This window comes from Variibacter gotjawalensis (assembly GCF_002355335.1).
Lineage (GTDB): Bacteria > Pseudomonadota > Alphaproteobacteria > Rhizobiales > Xanthobacteraceae > Variibacter > Variibacter gotjawalensis.
On the sequence record NZ_AP014946.1, the window covers coordinates 2,135,171 to 2,156,714 of the forward strand.

Consider the following 21,544-nt stretch of genomic DNA (forward strand, 5'->3'; position numbering starts at 1 on the left):
GTGAGTCGACCGGCCTTCAGCTACCGCTACAGGATCAACGCGCGCAGTCGTTCTTACCGAGCTTCTCGAGCTGGCGCTTGAGCGCCTTGAAATAGCTCACGCCGTACGCTGGCTCGGCGCGCACTTGCTTCATGCGCCGCGCCGCGCGCTCGATGATGCTGTCTTCGATCATGATCGGCTCCTCGCCGAGTTGCCGCGAAATGAGCTCGATCTCGCAGGCGCGCTCCATCATGTAGAGTTTGCGCAGCGTTCCCGGAATCGTATCGCCGACCGCCAGCAAACCGTGATTGTGCAGGATGACGTGGCTTCCCGCTTGGCAGCTGACGCCGAGCGCTTCGCATTCTTCCTTCGACGCCGGCACGCCGTATTCGTGATAGACGAGATCGTCGTAGATATGCAGCGCATCCTGGCTGATCGGCCGGATGCCCTTCTTCATCAACGAGACACCGCCGCCGGCGCGCGTATGCGTGTGCATCACGCAATTCGCATCCGGCCGCGCCTTGTAAACACCGCTGTGGATCGTGAAGCCGGCGGCGTTGTGACGACCCTGACGGCCGAGGACGTTGCCGTCCATATCCATCTTCACCAAGCTCGACGCGGTGATCTCGTCGAACATCTCTTCATAGTCGTTGATGAGGAACGCGTTTGGTTCGCCTGGAACGCGAACCGACATGTGCGTGTCGAGCAGGTCCGTCCAGCCGAGATGATCGACGACGCGGTAGAGCGCCGCGAGATCGCAGCGTATTTCCCACTCCGCGGCGCTCATCTGATCTTTATCGAGTTGAAACACGTTGCTCATATCGGCCTCGCCTCAGCTGATTGTCGTTTGACACCAGAGTGGAGCCGAAACGGCGCGCTTAGCAAGACCGCAATAGCCCCGATATCGTATCGTTGATCAGCTATGCGAGGATCAAATTCCACATCGCCCAAGCCACGATCGCCAGCACGACGAATGCGGCGAAAAGCTTGGTATGCCGGTGAAACGAATTGGGCTCTTCTTGCATAATAGCTCGCGTTAATCCGGAAGTGTGAAGGCGACGATCTCGTCACTGACTCGCGGCGTGAGGATCGAGTTTCCGCCCGCAGCAAAGACGACATACTGCTTCGATTTGTATTGGTAGACGGCAGGCAGCGAGACGGCCGGCGCCGAGACGTTGGCTTGCCACAAGACATTACCGGTCTTCATGTCGAGCGCGCGCACGCGCGAGTCCATCGACGCGCCGATGAAGATGAGGCCGCTCGCAGTAACAACCGGGCCGCCGATGGTGACGGTGCCCCACGATTCCGGCATGTAGAAGCCCCACTTCTGAACGCGGCCGAAAGGCTTATTCCACAGGCGTTCGCCGGTCTTGAGATCGTAGGCCGAGATCGAACCGTAAGGCGGGTTCCAGCACGGCATGCCGAGCGGGTTGAGGAAGGTCGTGAGCTGAATGCCATATGGCGCACCGAGCATCGGGAAATAGCCGCCGGTCTCCGAGCCGCCGACGCTCGTCGCTTTGTTGTAGTCGTCGCGCTTGAGCAATTTGTAGATCTGCACAGCGCTGGTGTTGTTGACGACGAAGATTTGCTTACCCGGATCGACTGCACCGCCGCCCCATTCGACGCCGCCGATCGTCGCCGGATAGATCAGCGACCCTTGCAGGCTCGGCGGGGTGAAGCGGCCTTCGTTCACCAGCGTCTTGAGTGTGCGCGTGCAATAGCCGCCGCTCGACACGTCGGCGAGCCAGAAGATGCCGGGAAACTGATCGCCGACGACCGGCTGTGGCTTAGCGACATACGGTTGCGTCGGCGACGATACTTCGCCGTCGACTTTCGACTGCGGCACAGGCCGTTCGTCGATCGGGTAGATCGGCTCCCCGGTCAGGCGATTAAGTACGTAGATGAAGCCTTGCTTCGACGTTTGCACGAGCGCCGGGATCGTCTGTCCGTCCTTCGTGATGTCGACGAGAGTCGCGGCGGAGTTCGTATCGAAATCCCAAAGGTCGTGATGAACGAGCTGCCGGCTCCACAGAATCTCGCCGGTTTGAATCTTCAGCGCTGTAACTGACGTGCCGAGCGGGATCGGCGCGAGGCGGTTGCCGCCGTAGAAGTTCGGGCTCGGCGAGCTGACCGGGATGTAAAGAATGTCGCGCTCCTCATCGACCGACATGCTGGCCCAGATATTCGACGTGCCGGTCTTCGCCGCGATGTCTTTCGGTAGCGCTTCGAACGTCCAGCGCAGCTCGCCGGTCCTTGCATCGAGCGCGAACAGCGAGCCCGCGGGCGCTTCGCTATCTTCCCAATCCTTCCCGGCCCAGCCGACGAAGAGGAAATCTTTGAACACGGTCGGCGGCTGCAAGATCGAGAGCGGCCATTTGTTCTTTGCCGAGTTCCAAACGTTGATGTCGACGACGCCGTCCTTGCCGAAGTCTTTGCACGTTTGTCCCGTGTCCGCGTCGACCGAATGCAGCTTCGCGTCCATCGTGCCGATATAGACGCGCTTCTGGCACGGCTGGCCCGCATCGGCGGTCACCGATTGCCAATAGGCGACACCGCGATTTTTCAGATCCGGCTGCGTCAGTGCTTCGAGCGCCGACTTTGAGTCATACGTCCACTTCACGCGGCCCGTGTCTGGCTCGATCGCGAAGATGCGATAGAACGGCGTGCCGAGATAAAGCGTATCGTTGACGAAAATCGGCGTCGCCGACCACACCGTCGCCGGAATTTTTCCGCGTGGCGGCATCGGCCGATTGTGCACGCCCGTCGGTCCGACACCCGGGCCGGCTTTGTCGCCAGTGTGTACGCGCCAAGCCGCGCGCAGCTTGCCGACATTCTCCGGCGTGATTTGCGTCAGCGGCGAATATTTCTGCGCTTTGAGATCGCCATTGAAATGCGACCACGTTTGCTGCGCCGAAGCGCCGCCAAACGGAAGTGCAAGACCAAGAAGCGCGACCGTTGCGCGAAAGGTTCTCATGCGAGCCATGACTAGCCTTTCGATTGATGCGCGATCGGCGCCGAATACTGAGTGTGCGCGAAAACCATCAACAGCCAAGCGACGAAACAAACAGCCATAAGGGCCAACAGAGATTGAGTTTCGAGCAGGTAGGCCGCGAATGACGTGCCCGCGATGTCGAGCAACGCTGAGAATTTCAGAAAGCGCCGGAGAAAGGTGCCGAGCCGGCACGTCGCCAGGAGGATCGCGGCACCCGCGAGGATCAACGACGACACGATGACGAGGAGGGCGCCGCCCGTGCCATCAATTCCCGTCAGCGGTGTCACGTAGTTGTAGAGCGAAACGACGGCGCCGAGCAGCGCAGCAATCGCGATGACCCAGGCAGCCAAATTCTCTCGCATCAAGGACATGGTTGTTGTTCTCGTCCTTTGCGCGGCATGATGTGCCGCCGCCCGAATGCTGCCACTGGGTTACCGCTGTTGTCCAGCGTATTCAGCGTCGTCGCTGCTTCGTGAATGAACCAATGGGAAGGTAAGCCGTTGGGTTTGCTGCATGTCTGCTGCGAGTAAGTGTGTTGGCCGAACTTCCCTCGAAAATCGAAGACTATGCGCTGATCGGCGATTGTCTCACCGGCGCGCTCGTCGGCCGCAATGGTTCGATCGATTGGTTGTGTTGGCCGTCGTTCGATTCGGAAGCGTGCTTTGCCGCAATTCTCGGTACAAGCGACAACGGCCGCTGGCTGATCGCGCCGCGTGACGAAGTGACCGAGAGCTCGCGCAAATATCGTGCCGATACGCTGATCCTCGAAACGACGTTCCGTTGCGCCGACGGCGACGTCACGCTGATCGATTTCATGCCGCCGCGCGGCGAAGCCTCCGACATCGTCCGTCTCGTGTGTGGCGATCGCGGCACCGTATCAATGACGATGGAGCTCGTGCTGCGATTCGATTCCGGAGCGAGTGTGCCGTGGGTGCAAAAGATGGACGACGGCGGCATCCGCGCCATCTCCGGTCCCGACATGGCGGTTCTGCGCACCCCGGTGAAGCTCACCGGCAAGGACCTCACGACGATCTCCGAGTTTGAGGTGAAGGCAGGCGATTGCGTTCCGTTCGTCCTCACGTACGACTCCTCGCACAAGGACGTGCCGCGCGAGATCAATCCCGAACATGCGCTTCGCGATACGGAGTCGTTCTGGGAAGAGTGGATTTCTCACTGCACTTACGACGGAAAGCACGCCGATATCGTCAAACGTTCGCTGATGGTGTTGAAAGCGCTGACGTACCGTCCGACCGGCGGCATCGTTGCGGCTTTGACGACGTCGCTGCCTGAGAAAATCGGCGGGTCACGCAATTGGGATTATCGCTATTGCTGGCTGCGCGACGCGACCTTCACGCTGCTCGCGCTGATGAACAACGGCTACAAGAACGAAGCCCGCGATTGGCATCACTGGCTGCTGCGTGCGGTCGCCGGCGCCCCGTCGAATTTGCAGATCATGTACAGCATCACAGGCCAACGGCGCTTGCTCGAGTGGGAGGCTGATTGGCTGCCCGGATACGAGCGCTCGCGGCCCGTGCGTTTCGGCAACGCCGCGCACGCGCAGCTTCAGCTCGACGTTTACGGCGAGCTGATGGACACATTCCACCAGGCGCGCACGGAGAATATCGAACTCGACGAGACGAGCTGGGGCATGGAATGTGCGCTGCTCGAACATCTCTCCACGATTTGGGATCGCCCGGATTCCGGAATCTGGGAATCGCGCGGCCCCGGCGAACACTATGTGTTCTCTAAAGTGAGCTGCTGGGTCGCGTTCGATCGCGGCATCAAAACAGCCGAGCAATACGGCTTCAAAGCGCCGGTCGAGCGATGGCGGAAAATTCGCGACGTCATTCACGCCGATGTTTGCGCACGCGGGTTCGATCGCGAGCGGGGACACTTCATGATGGCCTACGGCGTGCCGTATCTTGATGCGAGCCTGCTGCTGCTACCCGCAGTCGGATTTCTACCGCCGAACGATAAGCGCATCGTCGCAACGATCGAGGCGGTCGCGGAGCATCTGACGCGCGATGGCTTCATCTTGCGCCATGATCCGCGGCAGAAACGGGATGGCGAGCTGGAGCCGATTGAAGGGGCGTTCCTCGCCTGTACGCTCTGGCTTGCGGATGCTTACGTGTTACTCGGCCGTATCGACGAAGCGCGTGAGCTGTTCTTACGCGTCGCGAACATCGCGAACGATGTTGGTCTCGTCGCGGAGCAATACGATTCGCTCGCACAGCGCCAGGTCGGCAACTTTCCGCAAGCGCTCACACATATCGCGATCATCAACACGGCAAATAATATCCACAGCGCGTTGCATCCTGCGCAAGCACCGAATGCTCAGCGCTCGCGCTGAAGTTTCGCGACAAGCGTATCGACGATCTGGTCGACCGGATGGTTGATATCGAGCGTGATCACGGGCTCGTCCGGCCGTGGCTCTTCAAGCGTTGCGAATTGGCTGTCGAGCAGTGCAGGGGGCATGAAGTGCCCCTTCCGCTGCTTCAGGCGCGAAGCGATGAGTTCGCGAGATCCTGCGAGATAGGCGAAGACGACATCGTCTCTGCCATGCAAAAGAACGTCGCGGTAAGCATGCTTCAGCGCCGAGCAGGTAACAACCATCGGCTTTCCGGTCTTGCCCGCCACGTCGATCGCGGCAGCTATCGCGCGCAGCCATGGCCAGCGATCGTCGTCCGTTAGTGGCGTGCCGGCACTCATCTTCGCGATATTCGCCGGCGGATGGAATTCGTCGGCATCGCGGCACGTGTAGCCTAGCCACTCCGCCAATGCTTCCGCGATGGTCGTTTTGCCGGCGCCGGAGACGCCCATCACGACGATTGCCGCAAGTTTACGCGCACTCATGGTGTGAGCCGCCGCCACGCGCGGCCATCGCGCTCAAGCAGTTCGTCGGCAGCAGCAGGGCCGTCGCTTCCCGCCGCATAGCCTTGCACGCCGTCCTGGCCGGCGCTTTTCCAAGCTTCGATGAACGGCTCGACTGCCGCCCAGCCGGCCTCGATCCCGTCAGCGCGCTGGAACAGGATGTTGTCGCCGGTCATGCAATCGTACAGCAGCGTCTCGTATCCGGTGCTCGGCGCGACTTTGAAGTAGTCCTCGTAGCGGAATTTCATCTCGACGCCATTGATCGCGATTTCAGGCCCCGGCACCTTAGTGTTGAATTGCAGCGTCACGCCTTCGTTCGGCTCGATGCTGATGACGAGATCGTTCTGCGCAAAGTGATCGATGGCTGTATCGCGGAACATCGAGAACGGCGCGCGCTTGAAGCGGATCGCGACTTCGGTGCGTTTCGCGCGCAGCGCCTTGCCGGTGCGCAAGTAAAACGGCACGCCGGCCCAGCGCCAATTGTCGATGGAAAGCTTCAGCGCCGCATAGGTTTCGGTCGCGCTGTTCTTTGCCACACCGTCTGTCGTGCGATAGTCGTCGACCTGGCGATCGCTGACTTTGCCTGTCGTGTATTGCCCGCGAACCGAATTCTCCAAAGCCTCAACGTGCGAGACCTGCTGGATCGCGGCGAGGACTTCACCTTTCTCGGAACGCACCGCATGCGCGTCGAAGCGCGCCGGCGGCTCCATCGCGACAAGCGACAGAAGTTGGAACAGATGGTTCGGCACCATGTCGCGCAGCGCGCCGGTCGCGTCGTAGAAGCTGCTGCGATGCGCGACATCGAGCGTTTCCGATACGGTGATCTGCACATGATCGATGTGATTGCGATTCCAAATCGGCTCGAACATCCCGTTCGCGAACCGCAGCACGAGAATGTTCTGGACGGTCTCTTTGCCGAGATAGTGATCGATCCGGTAAATCTGATGCTCGTCGACGAGCGCAAGGAGCTGCTGGTTCAGCGCCCGCGCCGAGGCGAGATCGGTGCCGAATGGCTTCTCGATCACCAGCCGCCGCCAGCGCCCTTGTTGTTCCTTCAGCAAGCCTGCGTTGGCGAGCGATTGGCTGATCGGCGCAAACCCGCTTGGCGGCACTGCCAAATAGAAAATGAAGTTCGCTACGCCCCGCGTCTCCAGCTCACCGAGATGTTTCTTCAACACATCGAATGACGCCGGGTCGCTTGGATCTGCCCGCACCGTGCTGAGGCAGGCGAGCACACTTTTCGCAATCTCCGGATCGACCGGCCGCTTGATAAATTTCGCGAGCGACGTATTGAGGTCTTCGCGCAGCTTGTCGGCCGGAACGTCGGAGCGCGTCACGCCGACGATGCAGAAATCCTTCGGCAGCAGCCCCGCTTCGGCGAGATTGTAGAGCGCCGGCACGACCAGACGATGCGCAAGGTCGCCCGTGACGCCGAACAGAACGAAACCGCAGCCTTCCGCGACGCGCGGAGGCCGGTTGGCGCCGATCGCAGCATTCATGAGGATTTCGCTGCCGGTTTTGCTGCGGATGGCTTGGGAGGCTCAGTATGGCCGCCGAAACCGTGGCGCATGGCCGAGAGCACCTTCTCGGCGAAGGTATGATCCTTGCGCGAGCGGAAGCGTGCGAACAGCGCTGCCGTGATGACCTCGGCCGGCACAGCTTCATCGATCGCGGCGTTAATCGTCCAGCGCCCTTCGCCGGAGTCGTCGACGTGCCCGGAGTAATTCTCGAGCTGTTCGCCCTTCGCGAGTGCGGCCGACGTTAGATCGAGGAGCCACGACGGAATAACACTGCCGCGCCGCCAGACTTCCGCGATGTCGGCGAGGTCGAAATCGAAGCGATGTTCTTTCGGCAGCGCTTCGATGTTGGCGTTACGCAAGATATCGAAGCCTTCCGCATAGGCCTGCATCAAACCGTATTCGATGCCGTTGTGGATCATCTTGACGAAATGCCCGGCGCCGCTCGGGCCGGCGTGAATATAGCCGTTCTCGACGCGATGATCGCGTCCCGTGCGGCCGTCGGTTTTCGGAATGTCGCCGGCGCCCGGCGCGAGCACGCTGAAGATCGGATCGAGGCGATCGACGGTTTCCTTGTCGCCGCCGATCATCATGCAATAACCGCGCTCCAACCCCCAAACGCCGCCGGAGGTGCCGACATCGAGGTAGTGGATGCCGTTTTCGCGCAGCGTCTTCGCGCGGCGCACGTCGTCCTGCCAGAACGAATTGCCGCCGTCGATGATCGTATCGCCGGATTCCATGAGACCCGCGAAAGTCTCCACGGTCTTCTCCGTAACCGCACCGGCCGGGAGCATGATCCACACTGTGCGCGGCGCTTTCAGCTTCTTGACCATATCGGCGATCGACTCTGCGCCGGTTGCGCCGATGCCGACGAGATCATCGACGGCCTTCGTGCTCTGATCGAAAACGACGACGTCGTGTTTTCCTTTGGAGATGAGACGGCGAACGATGTTGCCGCCCATGCGGCCGAGCCCGATCAAACCGATTTGCATTATGTCACCTTGTCGTGCCGAAGAGGGCGGAGTGTATCGGCCCGTGCTGGTGACGCAAGTTCACGCATGGGCGCGCATTCGGGCTCAACTCGTCTTAGGGAAACTCGTTCCTTTAAGGTAATCAACGAGAGCCCGCAGGTTCACGGACATGTTACGGCGGCTCGGATAGTAGAGTTGGAAGCCCGCGAAAGGCGGACAGAAGTCGGCGAGAATTTGCTTGAGTTCGTTTGCCGCGATGGAGGCCGCAAACGTCTCCGCCATGCCGCAGGTGATGCCCGCGCCTGCGCGCGCAAGCCGCAGCATGACGCCCATATCGTTTGTCGTTACGCGCGGGTTCACCGCAACATCAATGTCGCGTCCGTTCTCGGTGAACTCCCATCGATAGGGGGCGACGTCAGGCGAAGGCCGCCAGCCGATGCACTGGTGCTGGGTAAGATCGTTCGGGTGCTGCGGCTCACCGGCACGCGCGAGATAGGTGGGCGAGGCGACGATGATCTGCCGTTGCTCGGCCGACACCGGAATTGCGATCATGTCGCGTTCGATTGCTTCCGTCAGTCGAACACCCGCGTCGTAACCTTCGGCAACGATGTCGAACTCCGCGTCGGTGATGAGAATGTCGACGAGAATGTCCGGGTGCGACGCAAGAAATCCTGCGAGCAGCTCGCCTTCGATAAAAGTCTCGGCGATCGACGACACCGCGAGCCGCAGCCTTCCGGTAGGCCGTCCGGCCATCTCGCTTACCACCGCGAAAGCAGAGCGCAGATCCGACAGCTTCGATTGAGCGATATCGAAGAGATACTTTCCAGCTTCCGTCAGCCGAACCGTGCGTGTCGTGCGGTGGAGCAGCGCCGTCCCGGTTCGCTCTTCGAGGCGCCGGATCGTTTGGCTGACGGAAGAACGCGTCACACCCAGGCGTTCGGCCGCGCGCGTGAAACTTAACGTCTCGGCGACGGCGACGAAAACGGACAGTCCTTCCAGATCTTCAGCCATTGGTTAGCGAGGCTAAACAGCTCGTATCGCTCCGGCAAGTTTATCGCGGGCCGCAAGTTCTCTACCTCATTGCCGAGGTTAAAAAGAGGACGAAGAATGACTGCAAATATTGCCGGAAAGGTCGTCGCGATAACGGGTGCGTCGAGCGGAATTGGCGAGGCCACCGCCAAAGCGCTTGCGGCGGCAGGGGCGAAGATCGTGATAGGCGCACGCCGGGCCGATCGTTTGGCTCAGATCGCCGCGGACATCACATTCAATGGCGGCACCGTCGAGCAGATGAAGCTGGACGTCACCGATCGACATAGCGTGGCGGCTTTCGCCGAGCATGCGCGCGAAACATTCGGCCGCCTCGATGTCATCATCAACAATGCCGGCGTCATGCCGTTGTCACCGCTCGCAGCTCTGAAGGTCGATGAGTGGGATCGTATGGTTGACGTCAACATCAAAGGCGTCCTCTACGGTATCGCGGCAGCGCTTCCCATCATGGAGAAGCAGGGCGCAGGACAGATCATCAATGTCGCGTCGATCGGCGCACACAGCGTCTCGCCGACTGCGGCGGTCTACTGCGCGACAAAATATGCGGTGCGCGCGATCTCCGATGGTTTGCGGCAGGAAACCGACCGTATTCGTGTGACGGTGATTTCGCCTGGCACGACGACATCGGAACTCGCCGAAACGATCACCGACGCGACAGCACGCGACGCAATGGTCGCGTATCGATCGATCTGCATTCCGGCGGAAGCCATCGCGCAGAGTATCGTCTATGCGATCGCGCAGCCGGATTCCGTCGACGTGTCGGAAATCATCGTGCGGCCGACCGCAAGCCCGCATTAGCAAGAATAGGAGAGTTCATCATGACGTCTTTGTTGCCATTGGCTTTCGCCGCGATCGCCTTGAGTGCCGCGCCGGCGCTCGCGCAATCGGCCAACGATGACCGGCTTCGCAAAGGCGATGCCGTCATTCGCTCGCTGAATAAGGGGCAGCCGCAGCCCGCGCTTGAAGCTATGCGTCGCGATTTCCCGTTTTTGGCGGAGGCGACCGAGGGTTATGCCTTGGGTGAGGTATGGTCACGCTCGCAGCTCGATCCGAAGACGCGTCAGATGGCCGCCGTCGCCGCGTTCGCGGCACTCGGCAATACGGCGTTCATGAAGATCCACGCGGGTTACGCGCTCAACCTCGGCGTCACCGAAGACGAGCTGAAAGAAATTGTCTATCTGACCACCGTGCATGCCGGTTTTCCGCGCGCGATCGACGCAGCACGCACGTTGTCGGAGCTATTTGCTGAGCGGAAAGCAAAGCCGCAGTGACTGCGTTATAGACCGAGGTCGGACAAACTCGCGTGCTCGTCCGGGCGGCGGCCGAGCGGCCAATGGAACTTGCGATCGGCGTCCGTGATCGGCATATCGTTGATCGATGCGAAGCGGCGCTGCATCAATCCGGCCTCGTCGAACTCCCAGTTCTCGTTGCCGTAGGAGCGGAACCACTGGCCGCTGTCGTCGTGCCATTCGTAAGCGAAGCGCACCGCGATGCGATTTGCGCCGAATGTCCAAAGTTCCTTGATGAGCCGATAGTCGAGTTCCTTCGCCCACTTGCGGGTGAGGAACGCGACGATCTCCTCGCGTCCGACCGGAAACTCGACGCGGTTCCGCCAGCGGCTCTGCGGCGTATAGACCTTAGAGACGCGCTCCGGGTCGCGCGAGTTCCAGCCATCCTCGGCCATGCGGACCTTTGCCGTCGCTGTCTCCAGCGTGAACGGCGGCACCAGTGCGGTCATGTTCTCTCCCTAGGCCGACTTTGCGACCTGCTCGCTCGCCGCAATTGTCGCGGCGTTGAAGCGCACAGCTTGCCGCTTCTCGATCGCGTCCGCAACGAAACCAGCGTCGCGGCCGACGCCGACGAACCGCCCCGAGCCCCACGTGTGCAGCCACGGCAGGCCGAGAACGTAAACGTCGTCGACCGTCGTGACGCCACGCTTGTGAGTCGGATAGCCGGAGCCGTCGAACAACGGCAGATCGATCCACGACCAATCGGAACGGAACCCAGTTGTCCAGATGATGCTCGTGATTCCAGCCGCTGTGGGATCGAGCGTGTGCACGGGCGCTTCCGGCTTCCACACCGGTGCGTAATGTGTTTGCTTCGGCGCGTCGATGGCATTGCGTGCAATGTGATCGTCGATGAGCTTGCAGATGCCGTTGTAGACACGATCCGCATTGTCGAGGTTGGTCGTAAGATCGTCCGCGAACTTGAGTGCGCCGTTCTCGACATCATGAAGGCGTCCGTAGAGCCGCATGCCTTCTGCCGCGAAGCGCCGCAGGTCGATATCCCGCCCGCCGTCGCGTCCCGTGAGGTAGTGGTTCGCGTTCTTCCGCACCTTCTCCTTCAGCGAGTGTTGCTCGACCGGCAAGTCATATTGGCCAAGATCGTCGAGCCACTCGACGGCATCCCGCCCGCGATAGACACGCGGGCAGCGCGGCGCGCTTCCGACAGCGAGATGTACCTTGCGGCCCGAGAGATGGAGATCCTCCGCGATCTGACATCCGGACTGCCCACTGCCGACGACAAGCACTTCGCCCTCCGGCAGCTGGCCTGGATTTCGGTACGCTGATGAGTGGACCTGCACGATCGCCGGCGACAGCTTTTCGGAGATGCGCGGGACATTCGGGATGTGATAGCCGCTGACCGCGAGGACGACGCTATCGGCGGTAAATTCACCGTCGCTGCTGTCGAGCTGATAACCGCCCGCCGGATCGGCGGCGAGGCGCGTCACGCGCACGCCTTCGCGCACCGGGGCGCCGATCTGCTTCGCATAGCTTTCGACGTAGGCGACGATGTCGTCGCGCAACATGAAGCCTTTCGGGTCGCTGCCCGGATAGGCATAGCCCGGCAATTGACACTGCCAGTTCGGCGTGACGAGGCAGAACGCATCCCAACGCTGCGTCTTCCACGAATGCGCGATCGAGTTTTTCTCGAGGACGATGTGATCGATCTCGCGCTGCTTGAGTTGATAGCTCATCGCAAGACCCGCTTGACCGCCGCCGATGATCACGACTGGAAAGTGTCGTCCGGACACGTTTCGCATGGTGCCTCCTATTCCTGAAATGCGATGACCGTGACGCTGCTTGGTTGCGTCTTGAAACCACTTGCTCGCCGTTCGATGGTCGCGAGCGTTGCGGCCGCGCGCGAGCAAGCAAAGCCGTATTTCTCGCGCACGCGCTCGCTTGCGATTGTCAGTGCTTGGCGCGCGCGGCTGGTGAAATCGTCGATCGTGTAGGCCTCGCCCGGCACGAAGAAGTCCTTCATGACAAGCGACGGCGAATAGCAAGCTTCCTCCGTGCCGTCGGGCCAGCAAACGATGACGTGCATCTCAGGCATAAGCCGGCTCCGCTATCGCTGCGTAGACCGGGAGATGCGCGCGTGCCGTGACCGCCCAGCCGTGTCGTTGCGCGACCGCATATCCATTGGCGATCAGCCCATCGCGCGCCGGCGTAAGCGCGTGCTGGATGGCGTTGGTGATGGATGAGACGTCGTAAGGATCGCACCACGCTGCGTCGTTCTCGCCGAGATACCCCGTGAACGGCGCGATGCGCGGTACGACGACAGGTGTTCCGCTCGCCAGCGCTTCGAGGACGACGAGACCGAACCCTTCTTTCACGGACGCAAAGACGAGGACGTCCGCCAGACGATAGAGCGCAGCCATCTCGGCATCGCTCATCACGCCGGGGAGAATGAGGCTTCCGGCGGGCAGAGCTGCTTCGTCCAGTGCGCTTTGGAACGCACGATTATAGGCCGAGTGATCCAACACCGAGGCGCCGCCCGCGATGACGAGTTGCGCGTCTGGGTGGGTTGCGCGAAGACCCACGAAGGCTCGCAGAATACGGATTGAGTTTTTGCGCTCCTCGACACCACCGACGCAGAGCAAGATAGGTCCACGACCGAGCCTCAGCCGCGCCCGAAGCGCAGCGTCCGTCACGCTCGGATTGGGACTGAAGCGGCCAAGATCGACACCGTTGCCGACAACCGTCGCAGCGCGCCCGTAGTCGCGTTGGAGTGCATCCGCCCACGTCGGGCTAACGACAAACAACGCATCTGCCGCGGTGATCGAGTGCTCCTGGCGTTTTTGAACGCGTGGGTCTCTGAAGACGTCGAGGTGATGGACGGTGCGCAAGAAGCTCCGAATCATACCGCGCTCTTTCAGCGTCGCCAGCGCGTTTGCGCCGATGCCGTCATGCGCGTGAAAGACGTCGAAGGCGTGCGCCGTGCGGCTGAAGTGCTCGACATACTCGGCGATGCGCTGCTCGACCATGTCGCCGACGTTGTGTGGAGCAGGGGCGGCCTCGACCGAAATGTTCTTTGCGCGGCCTTGCCGGAAGAAGCCGCGCTGCGCCGGGTCCGGCGCATGCACGGCGACCTCGTGGCCAAGGCCGCACAGCGCGTCGGCAAGCTGAAGCGCATGCACGACCCCGCCGCGCGGATTGGTCGAATGCGTCAGCATCGCGATACGCAGTGGCCTGCTCATGCGCAGGCCTCCAGTCGCGGCACCGTGCTGCAGCCGAGCAGTGGCGTTTCCGCGAAATCCCAGATGACTTCGCGTTCCCCTGCGTCGCGGATCGACACCGTCGAGCCCGCATGAATGTCGCCGATCACCGCCGCCGCGATGTCTCGCGCGTGAAACGCGGCGAGAACCGCGTCGGCTTTGCCGGGCTGCGCCGCGATCAGATAGCCGAAGCTTGGAAAAGTCTGCAGCCAGCGCGTCAGCGGAACGTCTGCCGGGCAGGGGATAGCCGAAAGATCGATCGTCATGCCGACGCCAGAACATTCGGCCAGCATTGCGGCCGTGCCGACGATGCCGGCTTGGCTGATGTCTTTCGCGGCGCGTGCGAGGCCGGTCTCGGCGAGGCGCGGTAGTATGTCGATGTCACCGCGCAGGCGATCCGGCGGCGCGTCGGTCGCGGCCTCCCAATTCGAAAACGGCTCGCGATAGCGGCCGCGCAAGTCGACCGCCATGATGAGCTTCTCGCCCGGCTTGGCGTCGAAGCTGGTTAGCAGGTGTTTCGCCCGGCCGAGGATGGCAACAGCGAACTGATGCCGATCGGTCTTGATGTTCGTGTGGCCGCCGACGATCGGCACGCCGAAAGCCTCGGAGGCGGCGCGCATGCCGGCAAGAACCGGCGCGGCGTTCGCTTCACCGTCCGCCCAGATCGCGTTGACAACGGCTGTTGGCCGTCCGCCCATCGCGGCGATGTCGGAAATATTGACCATCACGCCGCACCATCCCGCGAACCACGGATCGACGCGGACGAATTCGTTGATGAAGCCCTCGATCGCGAACAACGTGTAGCCGTCGCCATCTTTGATCGCGGCGGTGTCGTCGCCGACCGGCGTCTCACTTTGTGCCGACAGGCCAAGCGCGTCCGCAACGCTCGCAATATCCGCCTTGGCCTTGAGGCCGGAGGAATTGCGCAGCACGTCGGCGATGTCGCGAAGCTCGCTCATCACGCCGCCATCTTCGGCAAGGCGTGGAAGCCGATCTCCGGCGTGAGGAACGGCGGATAGTGGTCGAGCTCCGCTTCCATGCGGTGGTGCGGGCGGCCGCAGTAATCGAACTCGCCGAGCGAGCGCCAATGCAGATGCTGGAACATCAGCGCATTCTGGCTCTGCACGTTAGCGAGGAAGCGTTTGCAGCCACGCGCACGCGCGGATGACACCGCGAGACGAATGAGGCCGGAGCCGATAGCCCCGAGCTTCCGATACGAACGCTCGACCGCGAGGCGTGAACCCCACCACACATCGGCCTCGTCGACGTCCGGATGGATGCGAACGGTGCCGACCACATCGCCGGCCGCGACACCGAGCATCGAAAGCGCGACGAGCGGAATTGCGATGTTGTCGGTTTCATCGCGGTCATCGCGCTCGAATACTTTTTGCTCGGCGCAGAACACTTGGCGACGTAGCGCGGCGGCGGCTTCACGCTCCCAGTCATCGACCGCGAACTTGATCATGAATTCCGGTGCGAGGAACTGCGGGACGGGTTCGAAAATCATGCGACCAGTCCTCGCTCGTAAGTTTTCAACGCCGAGCAGGCGCCGCATTTGGCGCAGCCCGCTTTGACATCGGTCGCCCTCAATCCGCTCTCGCCGAGCATGCGGGCGAGCGGCTGCAGAATGCCATGCATGAAAGCCGCGTTCGGTGTCGGGTGGCTTTCGAGCGGTGTGCCTGCGATCGGCACGAATGGGACGACGAACGGATAGACGCCGATGCGCACGAGCCGCTCGCAGATAGCAAGGATATCTTGCTGGCTGTCGCCCAGCCCCGCAAGGATGTAGGTCGAGACCTGCCCGCGTCCGAACACCGGTACGGCAGCCTGAAACGCCGAGAAATAGCGCTCGACCGAGACCTGTGCCTTGCCCGGCATGATGCGGTGGCGAACGTCTTCGGTGACGGCTTCGAGATGCATGCCGAGCGCGTCCGCTCCCGCGTCGCGCATGCGGCCGAACCATGCGTCGTCGTCCGGCGGCTCGCACTGAACTTGGATCGGCAGATCGACCGCCGCTTTCACGGCGGCGGCGCTTGTCGCAAGGATCGCGGCACCACGATCGGTTCCGGGCGGCGTGCCGGTCGTCATCACCATATGCTTGACGCCATCGAGCTCGACGGCGGCCTTGGCGACTTCGGCGAGCTGTGCCGGCGTCTTATGCGCAATGGTGCGGCCGGCCGCGAGTGATTGGCCAATCGCGCAGAACTGACACGTCTTCGTCCGGCTTTGATAGCGGATGCAGGTCTGCAGCACGGTGGTCGCGAGCACGTCCCGCCCATGCAGCACCGCGATCTTCGAATACGGGACACCGTCGGCCGTCGTCAGATCGTAGAATTTCGGCCGCAGCGGGAACGACACTTCGCTAAGCACGATGCCGTCACGGCTGATCCGGCTCCGCCCCGCCGCGTCCGGTTTTTCGACCAGGTAAGGGCTCTCGAAGGCCGGCGCATTGTGGATCGGCACCATCACGGTGGCGCCGTCGATCGTGAACGGCGAATGGTCCGATGGGCCAGCGCCGCCGCGCCGGCTCACCGCCGTCGCCTTCGGATCAACCAGCCGAACGCCGTAGGTTTGCAACTCGTTGATCAGTTGCTCTGTCGGCATCGCTTTCGGCTGTTCGTGCGGGAGCAAGTGCTTCATGAGACTCTCCGGCTGCAATAAGTTCGGACATATGCATGGGGGATGTCGGCCGCTGATCGATGTTCAGCGACAGCAATTCGGGGCGCGCATAGTGGCCGACCGAGTCCATCATGCGCTTGCGTTTGGTGATCAGCGCCATGTCGAGGTCGGCGATCAGAATGCCTTCGCCTGACGTGAGCGGCGGCACGAGATGCTTACCCTCCGGCGAGATGATCGCCGTCATGCAGCCGCCGCGCAGGCCGGCGCGAAGGCTCTCTTCCGGTGAAATCGACGCGATCTGCTCTTCGGTCAGCCAGCCGGTCGCGTTGACGACGAAGCAGCCGCTTTCGAGCGCGTGATGCCGGATCGTCACTTCCATCTGGTCGGCGAATATCTGGCCCACCATCGAGCCGGGAAACTGTGCGGCATGAATTTCTTCGTGCTGCGCCATCAGCGAATAGCGGGCGAGGGGATTGTAGTGCTCCCAGCACGCCAATGCCCCGACACGGCCGACTTTCGTCTCGACCACTTTGAGGCCGGCGCCGTCGCCTTGGCCCCAAATCATCCGCTCATGATAGGTCGGCGTGATCTTGCGGCGCTTCAGCACCATCGTGCCGTCGGCGTCGAAGATGAGTTGCGCGTTATAGAGCGTGCCGTGATCGCGCTCGTTGATTCCGAGCACTATCACTTGGCTGTTGCGCCGTGCTGCTTGTGCGATGGCTTGCGTCACGGGGCCGGGCACCGTGACGGAATGTTCGTAGAGGTGCAGATGCTCCTTTCCGCTGAGCATCGGCGGGCGAATGAACGAAAAATACGGATACCAAGGCACGAAGGTCTCGGGGAACACCACGAATTCGGCGCCCTTCTGCGCCGCCTCGGCGGCAGCCGCGATCACGCGATCGACGGTGCCGCCTGGCGTTTCGAGATCCGGCGCGATCTGTACGGCTGCCGCCCTGACCGTGCGCGTCTCTGCCATGCTTGGTCTCCTCAGCGATCGTTCAGAGCATTTTCAAGTGAAGTGGGTACCGGTTCACGTGAAGAAAATGCGACCACGCAAGAACCTATAGCCCCCGCTTCGATCCAATCGAAGCGGGAAGAGGCTCTAGAGCGTCCAGGTGTGCAGCATGAACGCATCGTCCTTGCGGTGCAGGAGGATGAGATCGAGCACGTCGAGCGGATTGATCGGCGTGATGCCGGGGATCAATGACGGCTCTCCGTGTCCGTACAGCGCCTGCAAGGCGAAACGGCATGCATAAACCTTGCCGCCTTCCTCCATGAACTTTGTGAGCTGATTGTTGAAATTCTGCGCGCCCGGAAACGCTTCGTCGCCGAGCTTCGGGAAACCGCGCTGCACGCCGAGCGTGACGCCGGGGCCGTAGAGCAAGATCGAGGTCTCGAAGCCTTTGCGCTTCAGGCGCAGCGCCTGGAGAATGTTGACGAGGCCGATCGAGCCTTCGAAGGCGACCGTGTGAAAGGTCACCAGCGCTTTCTCGCCCGGTTTGGCTTTGACGTCCTCGAAAACCTTCTCTTCGTAGTCGACGAGAAAGTCGCCCTTCTTGTGGGCCGGCATCGAAACGGCTGGCATCGTAGCACTCCTTGGCTGGTGGTCCGGCGCTCCGGACATGCGAGGAATTTTGCAACGAGTGTGCCAAACGGGAGTTTGCACAGCGAATGTTCAATCCAGTCGATATGCATTCAAAGATGCTATCAATGTTGAATGGAAACTTGACGGGACGTCGGCCACGCAACATCGACATTGCCTACAAGCGCTGTGCAATACGCTTAAATCGATAGCATCTCGCAGTCCGGTAGTAGATTTGCTACGCGAGGTTGCGAGAAAATCTTGCTCTTGCGACCCGCAACAATTATGCAGTCAATTGACTGGATGGAGTTTGCCGCATGAGCGACTGGATTCCCGACCTCAGCGAACGCGACAAGCCGCGCTACATCGCGATCGCGGATGCGCTGGCGGACGACATTTTGCTCGGTCGTCTTTCGACGGGAGATCGCTTGCCGCCACAACGCGTTCTCGCGCGCAAACTTCGCGTCGACTTCACGACGGTCGCGCGCGGATATGTCGAAGCGCAAAAGCGCGGGCTGATCGAGTCGGTCGTCGGGCGTGGCACCTTCGTTCGCGATCGCCCGCGCCCGCGCAAGTCCGCGAGTTATCCGCCGCGTCCCGCTGACTGGTCGATGAATCTCCCGCCCGAGCCGACCGACCCCGATCTCATCGCGCGCATGCAGGCGGGCGTCGACTACGTCAATCGCGATATCGTCGCACTGCTGCGTTACCAAGGCTTCGGCGGCGCGCAGGCGGATAAGGACGCGGCATCGAGCTGGCTCGGCCGGCGCGCGCTGGTGCCCTCGCAGGAACGCGTCTTCGTGACACCCGGAGCGCATCCGGCGCTGATCGGAATTCTGGCCGTGATCGCGGAGCCGGGCGATGTCGTGCTGTGCGAAGACATCACGTATCCGGGCATCCGCTCGATCGCCGCACAGCGCGGTGTGCGGCTTGTCGGACTGCCGATGGATGACGACGGCATCAAGCCGCAGGCTTTCAGCGACGCTTGCAGGAAGCTCAAGCCGAAGGGGCTCTACCTCAATCCGACGCTGCAGAACCCGACGACGTTGACGATTCCTGACGAACGCCGGCGCGAGATCGCGTCCATCGCGCGCCGATATGGCGTGCCGATTATCGAGGATGACGCATATGGCTTTATCCCCGAACACACGCAGGGCCATGTGCCGTTCGCTTCGATCGCGCCGGATATGACCTGGCACGTCGCAGGCCTCGCAAAATGTATCGGGGCCGGCTTGCGCGCCGCCTATGTCGTTGCGCCGGATACGCGCTCGTCATGGCCGTTCGCGTCGGCCCTGCGGGCCGGCACCGTGATGGCGTCGCCGTTCACGGTGGCGCTGGTGACGCGCTGGATCGAGGACGGAACCGCCGACACGATCCTGCGATTCATTCGCTCCGAGACGGCGGCACGCCAGAAGCTCGCGACCGATATCCTTCCGGCGGGCTCTTATCGCGGCGATCCGCTGAGCTTCAACATCTGGTTGCCGCTCCCGAAGCCGTGGACGCGCTCAGTCTTCATCGAGCATATGCGGCCGATGGGTGTCGGCGTTGTCGCGAGCGATGCGTTTTTCGTCGGCGGCGACGAGGCGCCGGAGGCTGTCCGCATTTGTCTCTGCGGAAACATGGACCGCGGCAAGGTGAAGATCGTGCTCGAATACATCGCGCACGCGCTTGAGGAATCCCCGAGCACGGCGTCGACATTCTACTGAGCCGAAACCTCGGGCATTCCGGATTGCCCTAATCCCTCGACCACGAGGTCCGTCATCCATTGATGACGGTAGCGGTTGAGGAGGCGCGACCGCGTAAGCGAACTGTTCGGCTGAAGCTTCATGAGTTGCTGCAACTCCGTCTTGGCGTCGTCGAACGCGCCAACGTGATGCAAAGCGCTGACGAGGAAGCGGCGCGGCGTCGTCGCCTGCGGTGCGACGGCGATCGAGCGGCGTGCTGCCGTGATTGCGTCCTCGAAACGCCGGGCAAATAGCAGCGCGCCGGCTCGGCACGAATGCGCGTCTGCCAAAAGCGGCGAGATCGGATCGAGCTGCTCGCAGACGTCGAGCCGCTGAAGAGCAAGGTCGCTCTCGCCGCCAAACGTCGCGATCCAGGCGGCGAGCCGCCAACTCTCTGCGCTATTTGCGTTGAGCTGCAAGCTTTTCCCGATCAGTATCTCGGCCTCGTCGTGCTCGTTCGCGAACAACGCAAGGAGATGCGATGTGAGCGAGATGATCTGCGGGTCGGCGCCGTCGCCACGCAACGCGTCTCGCGCTAGCGTCAAAGCACGATCGACGGCAGCGGCGGTGTCGGCCTCGACGCCTAACCACAACGTCGTTGCAACGCACCGTGACAGCAGCGCCCGCGCGAGATGGAAATGCTGGTCGTGCTCGAGCGCAGCTTCGAGAAGCCGAATAGCGTCGCCGTTCCCGGCGCGACTTCGGCTGAAATAGCCGGGAAGTGCACGCAAATAGAAATCGAAGGCCGTAAGGTCGGAGGTTCCGCGCCGCTGCGCACGCTCGATCTCTGCGCGCAGGATGCGAGGCTCCAACGCGGCAGCGATCTCCGAAGTCATTTTGTCGTACAGCGTCATGAGGTCCGTCTCGCTGCCGTCGAACCGGCCTTGCCAAACGTAGCCGCCGTTGGCCGTCTCCAGAAGCCGGCATCGGACGACGAAGGTCGATGGCGTGAACGTCACGCTCCCATCGAGGATATAGCGCACGCCAAGCGATCGCCCGGTTTCCGTTGGCGAACCGGCGTTACGCGCCACTGCAGCGGCGGAAGCTGTGGCGCGAACGAATAGCCAGCTGAAACGCGATAGAACGCCGCTAATTTCTTCCGCGATGCCCTCCGCGATATAGCCGCGATCACCGGCAGCGCCGAGCGTCCTGAACGGTGGAACAGCTATGGAAGGTCGATCTGGAATCGCGGGCGGATGAACGATTGGGGCGGTTGGCTGCGCCGCTTGCGGCGACCACGTTTTTATCGCGGCGTCGAGCATATAGCCGCGGCGGGGCAGGCTGCGCAGCCGCGCGCCTTTCGGATCGCCGATGGCCCGGCGCGCATCACGGACGGCCTGAAACAGGCTATCCTCCGTGACGTTGACGTTGCCCCAGACGGCCGACAGCAGGTCGGCTTTGCTCAGCGGCGTCCCATTGGCTTTGGCGAGTGCGAAGAGGAGGTCAAACGCCTTTGGACGCAACGCGATCTCGCTGCCGTCCGGGCCGAGCAACCGGCCGCTGGGAGCATCGAGCACAAAATCGTCGACGCCGATGTGGCTCGGTTGGTCCATCGTCTCGTCATGCACCAAAATTGTAACTTTGAGATTTCAGCATAGCTTCAGCGCAATGTCAGGACTTGTCCGCGGGACCTCGTCATCCTCTCAGCATCGAAAGCGATTTTACGGAGTGTCCGATGACTGAAAGGTTCGCCATGGCCCGCCGGAAGGTCCTTGCCTCAGCTTGCATTTTACCTTTCGCCGGC

General features: G+C 61.9%; 21 protein-coding genes. 4 read left to right on the plus strand and 17 right to left on the minus strand.

From position 1 onward, the window contains the following. Positions 1 to 34: 34 nt before the first annotated feature. From GJW30_RS10425 to GJW30_RS10435, 3 genes are all read right to left on the minus strand, one after another. Complete coding sequence (locus GJW30_RS10425) at positions 35 to 799, minus strand: class II aldolase/adducin family protein (protein WP_096355025.1); 765 nt, start codon at positions 797 to 799, stop codon at positions 35 to 37. Between the two features lie 216 nt (positions 800 to 1,015). Further along, a complete protein-coding gene (locus GJW30_RS10430) occupies positions 1,016 to 2,962 on the minus strand; it encodes a pyrroloquinoline quinone-dependent dehydrogenase (protein WP_197703787.1) in 1,947 nt (648 codons plus the stop codon). Positions 2,963 to 2,964: 2 nt separating this feature from the next. Next, positions 2,965 to 3,342: a hypothetical protein gene (locus GJW30_RS10435; protein WP_130364883.1), complete on the minus strand. Its 378-nt coding sequence runs from the start codon at positions 3,340 to 3,342 to the stop codon at positions 2,965 to 2,967. Positions 3,343 to 3,506: 164 nt separating this feature from the next. On the opposite strand from GJW30_RS10435, the gene GJW30_RS10440 reads away from it, so the two are divergent. Continuing rightward, entirely contained in the window at positions 3,507 to 5,321 is a 1,815-nt protein-coding gene (locus GJW30_RS10440; RefSeq protein WP_096355029.1) for a glycoside hydrolase family 15 protein, read from the plus strand. On the opposite strand, the gene GJW30_RS10445 is transcribed toward GJW30_RS10440, so the two are convergent. The 4 genes from GJW30_RS10445 to GJW30_RS10460 form a co-directional block, all read right to left on the minus strand. Further along, entirely contained in the window at positions 5,306 to 5,824 is a 519-nt protein-coding gene (locus GJW30_RS10445) for a gluconokinase (protein ID WP_096355031.1), read from the minus strand. The genes GJW30_RS10440 and GJW30_RS10445 overlap by 16 nt on opposite strands. Further along, positions 5,821 to 7,341, minus strand: coding sequence for a glucose-6-phosphate dehydrogenase (gene zwf / locus GJW30_RS10450; RefSeq protein ID WP_096355033.1), 1,521 nt, complete (start codon positions 7,339 to 7,341; stop codon positions 5,821 to 5,823). The genes GJW30_RS10445 and zwf overlap by 4 nt, the downstream gene beginning before the upstream one ends. Beyond that, positions 7,338 to 8,351: a phosphogluconate dehydrogenase (NAD(+)-dependent, decarboxylating) gene (gene gnd / locus GJW30_RS10455; protein ID WP_096355035.1), complete on the minus strand. Its 1,014-nt coding sequence runs from the start codon at positions 8,349 to 8,351 to the stop codon at positions 7,338 to 7,340. Before gnd ends, zwf begins: the two co-directional genes overlap by 4 nt. A gap of 84 nt (positions 8,352 to 8,435) precedes the next feature. Next, positions 8,436 to 9,341, minus strand: coding sequence for a LysR family transcriptional regulator (locus tag GJW30_RS10460; protein ID WP_096355037.1), 906 nt, complete (start codon positions 9,339 to 9,341; stop codon positions 8,436 to 8,438). 96 nt (positions 9,342 to 9,437) lie between these two features. Here GJW30_RS10460 and GJW30_RS10465 point away from each other — a divergent pair, with 96 nt between their 5' ends. Together GJW30_RS10465 and GJW30_RS10470 are read left to right on the plus strand one after the other, a co-directional pair. Further along, complete coding sequence (locus GJW30_RS10465) at positions 9,438 to 10,175, plus strand: SDR family oxidoreductase (protein ID WP_096355039.1); 738 nt, start codon at positions 9,438 to 9,440, stop codon at positions 10,173 to 10,175. Positions 10,176 to 10,195: 20 nt separating this feature from the next. Beyond that, positions 10,196 to 10,648, plus strand: a complete 453-nt coding sequence (locus GJW30_RS10470) for a carboxymuconolactone decarboxylase family protein (protein ID WP_096355041.1) — start codon at positions 10,196 to 10,198, stop codon at positions 10,646 to 10,648. Between the two features lie 5 nt (positions 10,649 to 10,653). Here the strand turns inward: GJW30_RS10470 and GJW30_RS10475 are convergent, their stop codons facing one another. From GJW30_RS10475 to GJW30_RS10515, 9 genes are all read right to left on the minus strand, one after another. Then, entirely contained in the window at positions 10,654 to 11,115 is a 462-nt protein-coding gene (locus GJW30_RS10475; protein WP_096355043.1) for a nuclear transport factor 2 family protein, read from the minus strand. A gap of 9 nt (positions 11,116 to 11,124) precedes the next feature. Continuing rightward, on the minus strand, positions 11,125 to 12,420 hold the full coding sequence (locus tag GJW30_RS10480; protein ID WP_096355045.1) for an MSMEG_0569 family flavin-dependent oxidoreductase: 1,296 nt from the start codon (positions 12,418 to 12,420) through the stop codon (positions 11,125 to 11,127). 8 nt (positions 12,421 to 12,428) lie between these two features. After that, the gene (locus GJW30_RS10485) at positions 12,429 to 12,713 is read right to left on the minus strand and encodes an MSMEG_0570 family nitrogen starvation response protein (RefSeq protein ID WP_096355047.1); all 285 of its coding nucleotides are present in this window, start codon (positions 12,711 to 12,713) and stop codon (positions 12,429 to 12,431) included. Continuing rightward, positions 12,706 to 13,857, minus strand: a complete 1,152-nt coding sequence (locus GJW30_RS10490) for an MSMEG_0565 family glycosyltransferase (RefSeq protein WP_096355049.1) — start codon at positions 13,855 to 13,857, stop codon at positions 12,706 to 12,708. Before GJW30_RS10490 ends, GJW30_RS10485 begins: the two co-directional genes overlap by 8 nt. Beyond that, positions 13,854 to 14,834 carry a sll0787 family AIR synthase-like protein gene (locus GJW30_RS10495; protein ID WP_096355051.1) on the minus strand — a complete coding sequence of 327 codons (981 nt, stop codon included), beginning with the start codon at positions 14,832 to 14,834 and terminating at the stop codon, positions 13,854 to 13,856. Before GJW30_RS10495 ends, GJW30_RS10490 begins: the two co-directional genes overlap by 4 nt. Further along, positions 14,834 to 15,382 (minus strand): MSMEG_0567/Sll0786 family nitrogen starvation N-acetyltransferase, encoded by a 549-nt coding sequence (locus tag GJW30_RS10500; protein WP_096355053.1) that lies wholly within the window; start codon positions 15,380 to 15,382, stop codon positions 14,834 to 14,836. Before GJW30_RS10500 ends, GJW30_RS10495 begins: the two co-directional genes overlap by 1 nt. Beyond that, the gene (locus tag GJW30_RS10505; protein ID WP_096358775.1) at positions 15,379 to 16,479 is read right to left on the minus strand and encodes an MSMEG_0568 family radical SAM protein; all 1,101 of its coding nucleotides are present in this window, start codon (positions 16,477 to 16,479) and stop codon (positions 15,379 to 15,381) included. The genes GJW30_RS10500 and GJW30_RS10505 overlap by 4 nt, the downstream gene beginning before the upstream one ends. Then, entirely contained in the window at positions 16,424 to 17,470 is a 1,047-nt protein-coding gene (locus tag GJW30_RS10510; RefSeq protein WP_096355055.1) for a Nit6803 family nitrilase, read from the minus strand. The genes GJW30_RS10505 and GJW30_RS10510 overlap by 56 nt, the downstream gene beginning before the upstream one ends. Positions 17,471 to 17,596: 126 nt before the next feature. Then, entirely contained in the window at positions 17,597 to 18,079 is a 483-nt protein-coding gene (locus GJW30_RS10515) for an MSMEG_0572/Sll0783 family nitrogen starvation response protein (protein WP_096355057.1), read from the minus strand. Positions 18,080 to 18,393: 314 nt separating this feature from the next. Here GJW30_RS10515 and GJW30_RS10520 point away from each other — a divergent pair, with 314 nt between their 5' ends. Continuing rightward, positions 18,394 to 19,782 carry an aminotransferase-like domain-containing protein gene (locus GJW30_RS10520; protein WP_096355059.1) on the plus strand — a complete coding sequence of 463 codons (1,389 nt, stop codon included), beginning with the start codon at positions 18,394 to 18,396 and terminating at the stop codon, positions 19,780 to 19,782. Here GJW30_RS10520 and GJW30_RS10525 read toward each other — a convergent pair. Beyond that, positions 19,776 to 21,353 (minus strand): winged helix-turn-helix domain-containing protein, encoded by a 1,578-nt coding sequence (locus tag GJW30_RS10525; RefSeq protein ID WP_130364885.1) that lies wholly within the window; start codon positions 21,351 to 21,353, stop codon positions 19,776 to 19,778. The two genes, GJW30_RS10520 and GJW30_RS10525, sit on opposite strands and share 7 nt — an antisense overlap. Positions 21,354 to 21,544: the final 191 nt, after the last annotated feature.

Excerpts from the sequence above, each read along its gene's own strand:
- GJW30_RS10505 (WP_096358775.1), bottom strand. The coding sequence starts at position 16,479 with ATGCCGACAGAGCAACTGATCAACGAGTTGCAAACCTACGGCGTTCGG.
- GJW30_RS10475 (WP_096355043.1), bottom strand. The coding sequence starts at position 11,115 with ATGACCGCACTGGTGCCGCCGTTCACGCTGGAGACAGCGACGGCAAAG.
- GJW30_RS10460 (WP_096355037.1), bottom strand. The coding sequence starts at position 9,341 with ATGGCTGAAGATCTGGAAGGACTGTCCGTTTTCGTCGCCGTCGCCGAG.
- GJW30_RS10495 (WP_096355051.1), bottom strand. The coding sequence starts at position 14,834 with ATGAGCGAGCTTCGCGACATCGCCGACGTGCTGCGCAATTCCTCCGGC.
- GJW30_RS10500 (WP_096355053.1), bottom strand. The coding sequence starts at position 15,382 with ATGATTTTCGAACCCGTCCCGCAGTTCCTCGCACCGGAATTCATGATC.
- GJW30_RS10490 (WP_096355049.1), bottom strand. The coding sequence starts at position 13,857 with ATGAGCAGGCCACTGCGTATCGCGATGCTGACGCATTCGACCAATCCG.
- zwf (WP_096355033.1), bottom strand. The coding sequence starts at position 7,341 with ATGAATGCTGCGATCGGCGCCAACCGGCCTCCGCGCGTCGCGGAAGGC.
- GJW30_RS10515 (WP_096355057.1), bottom strand. The coding sequence starts at position 18,079 with ATGCCAGCCGTTTCGATGCCGGCCCACAAGAAGGGCGACTTTCTCGTC.
- GJW30_RS10465 (WP_096355039.1), top strand. The coding sequence starts at position 9,438 with ATGACTGCAAATATTGCCGGAAAGGTCGTCGCGATAACGGGTGCGTCG.
- GJW30_RS10430 (WP_197703787.1), bottom strand. The coding sequence starts at position 2,962 with ATGGCTCGCATGAGAACCTTTCGCGCAACGGTCGCGCTTCTTGGTCTT.
- GJW30_RS10445 (WP_096355031.1), bottom strand. The coding sequence starts at position 5,824 with ATGAGTGCGCGTAAACTTGCGGCAATCGTCGTGATGGGCGTCTCCGGC.
- GJW30_RS10485 (WP_096355047.1), bottom strand. The coding sequence starts at position 12,713 with ATGCCTGAGATGCACGTCATCGTTTGCTGGCCCGACGGCACGGAGGAA.
- GJW30_RS10520 (WP_096355059.1), top strand. The coding sequence starts at position 18,394 with ATGAGCGACTGGATTCCCGACCTCAGCGAACGCGACAAGCCGCGCTAC.
- GJW30_RS10525 (WP_130364885.1), bottom strand. The coding sequence starts at position 21,353 with ATGGACCAACCGAGCCACATCGGCGTCGACGATTTTGTGCTCGATGCT.
- gnd (WP_096355035.1), bottom strand. The coding sequence starts at position 8,351 with ATGCAAATCGGTTTGATCGGGCTCGGCCGCATGGGCGGCAACATCGTT.
- GJW30_RS10480 (WP_096355045.1), bottom strand. The coding sequence starts at position 12,420 with ATGCGAAACGTGTCCGGACGACACTTTCCAGTCGTGATCATCGGCGGC.
- GJW30_RS10470 (WP_096355041.1), top strand. The coding sequence starts at position 10,196 with ATGACGTCTTTGTTGCCATTGGCTTTCGCCGCGATCGCCTTGAGTGCC.
- GJW30_RS10510 (WP_096355055.1), bottom strand. The coding sequence starts at position 17,470 with ATGGCAGAGACGCGCACGGTCAGGGCGGCAGCCGTACAGATCGCGCCG.
- GJW30_RS10425 (WP_096355025.1), bottom strand. The coding sequence starts at position 799 with ATGAGCAACGTGTTTCAACTCGATAAAGATCAGATGAGCGCCGCGGAG.
- GJW30_RS10435 (WP_130364883.1), bottom strand. The coding sequence starts at position 3,342 with ATGTCCTTGATGCGAGAGAATTTGGCTGCCTGGGTCATCGCGATTGCT.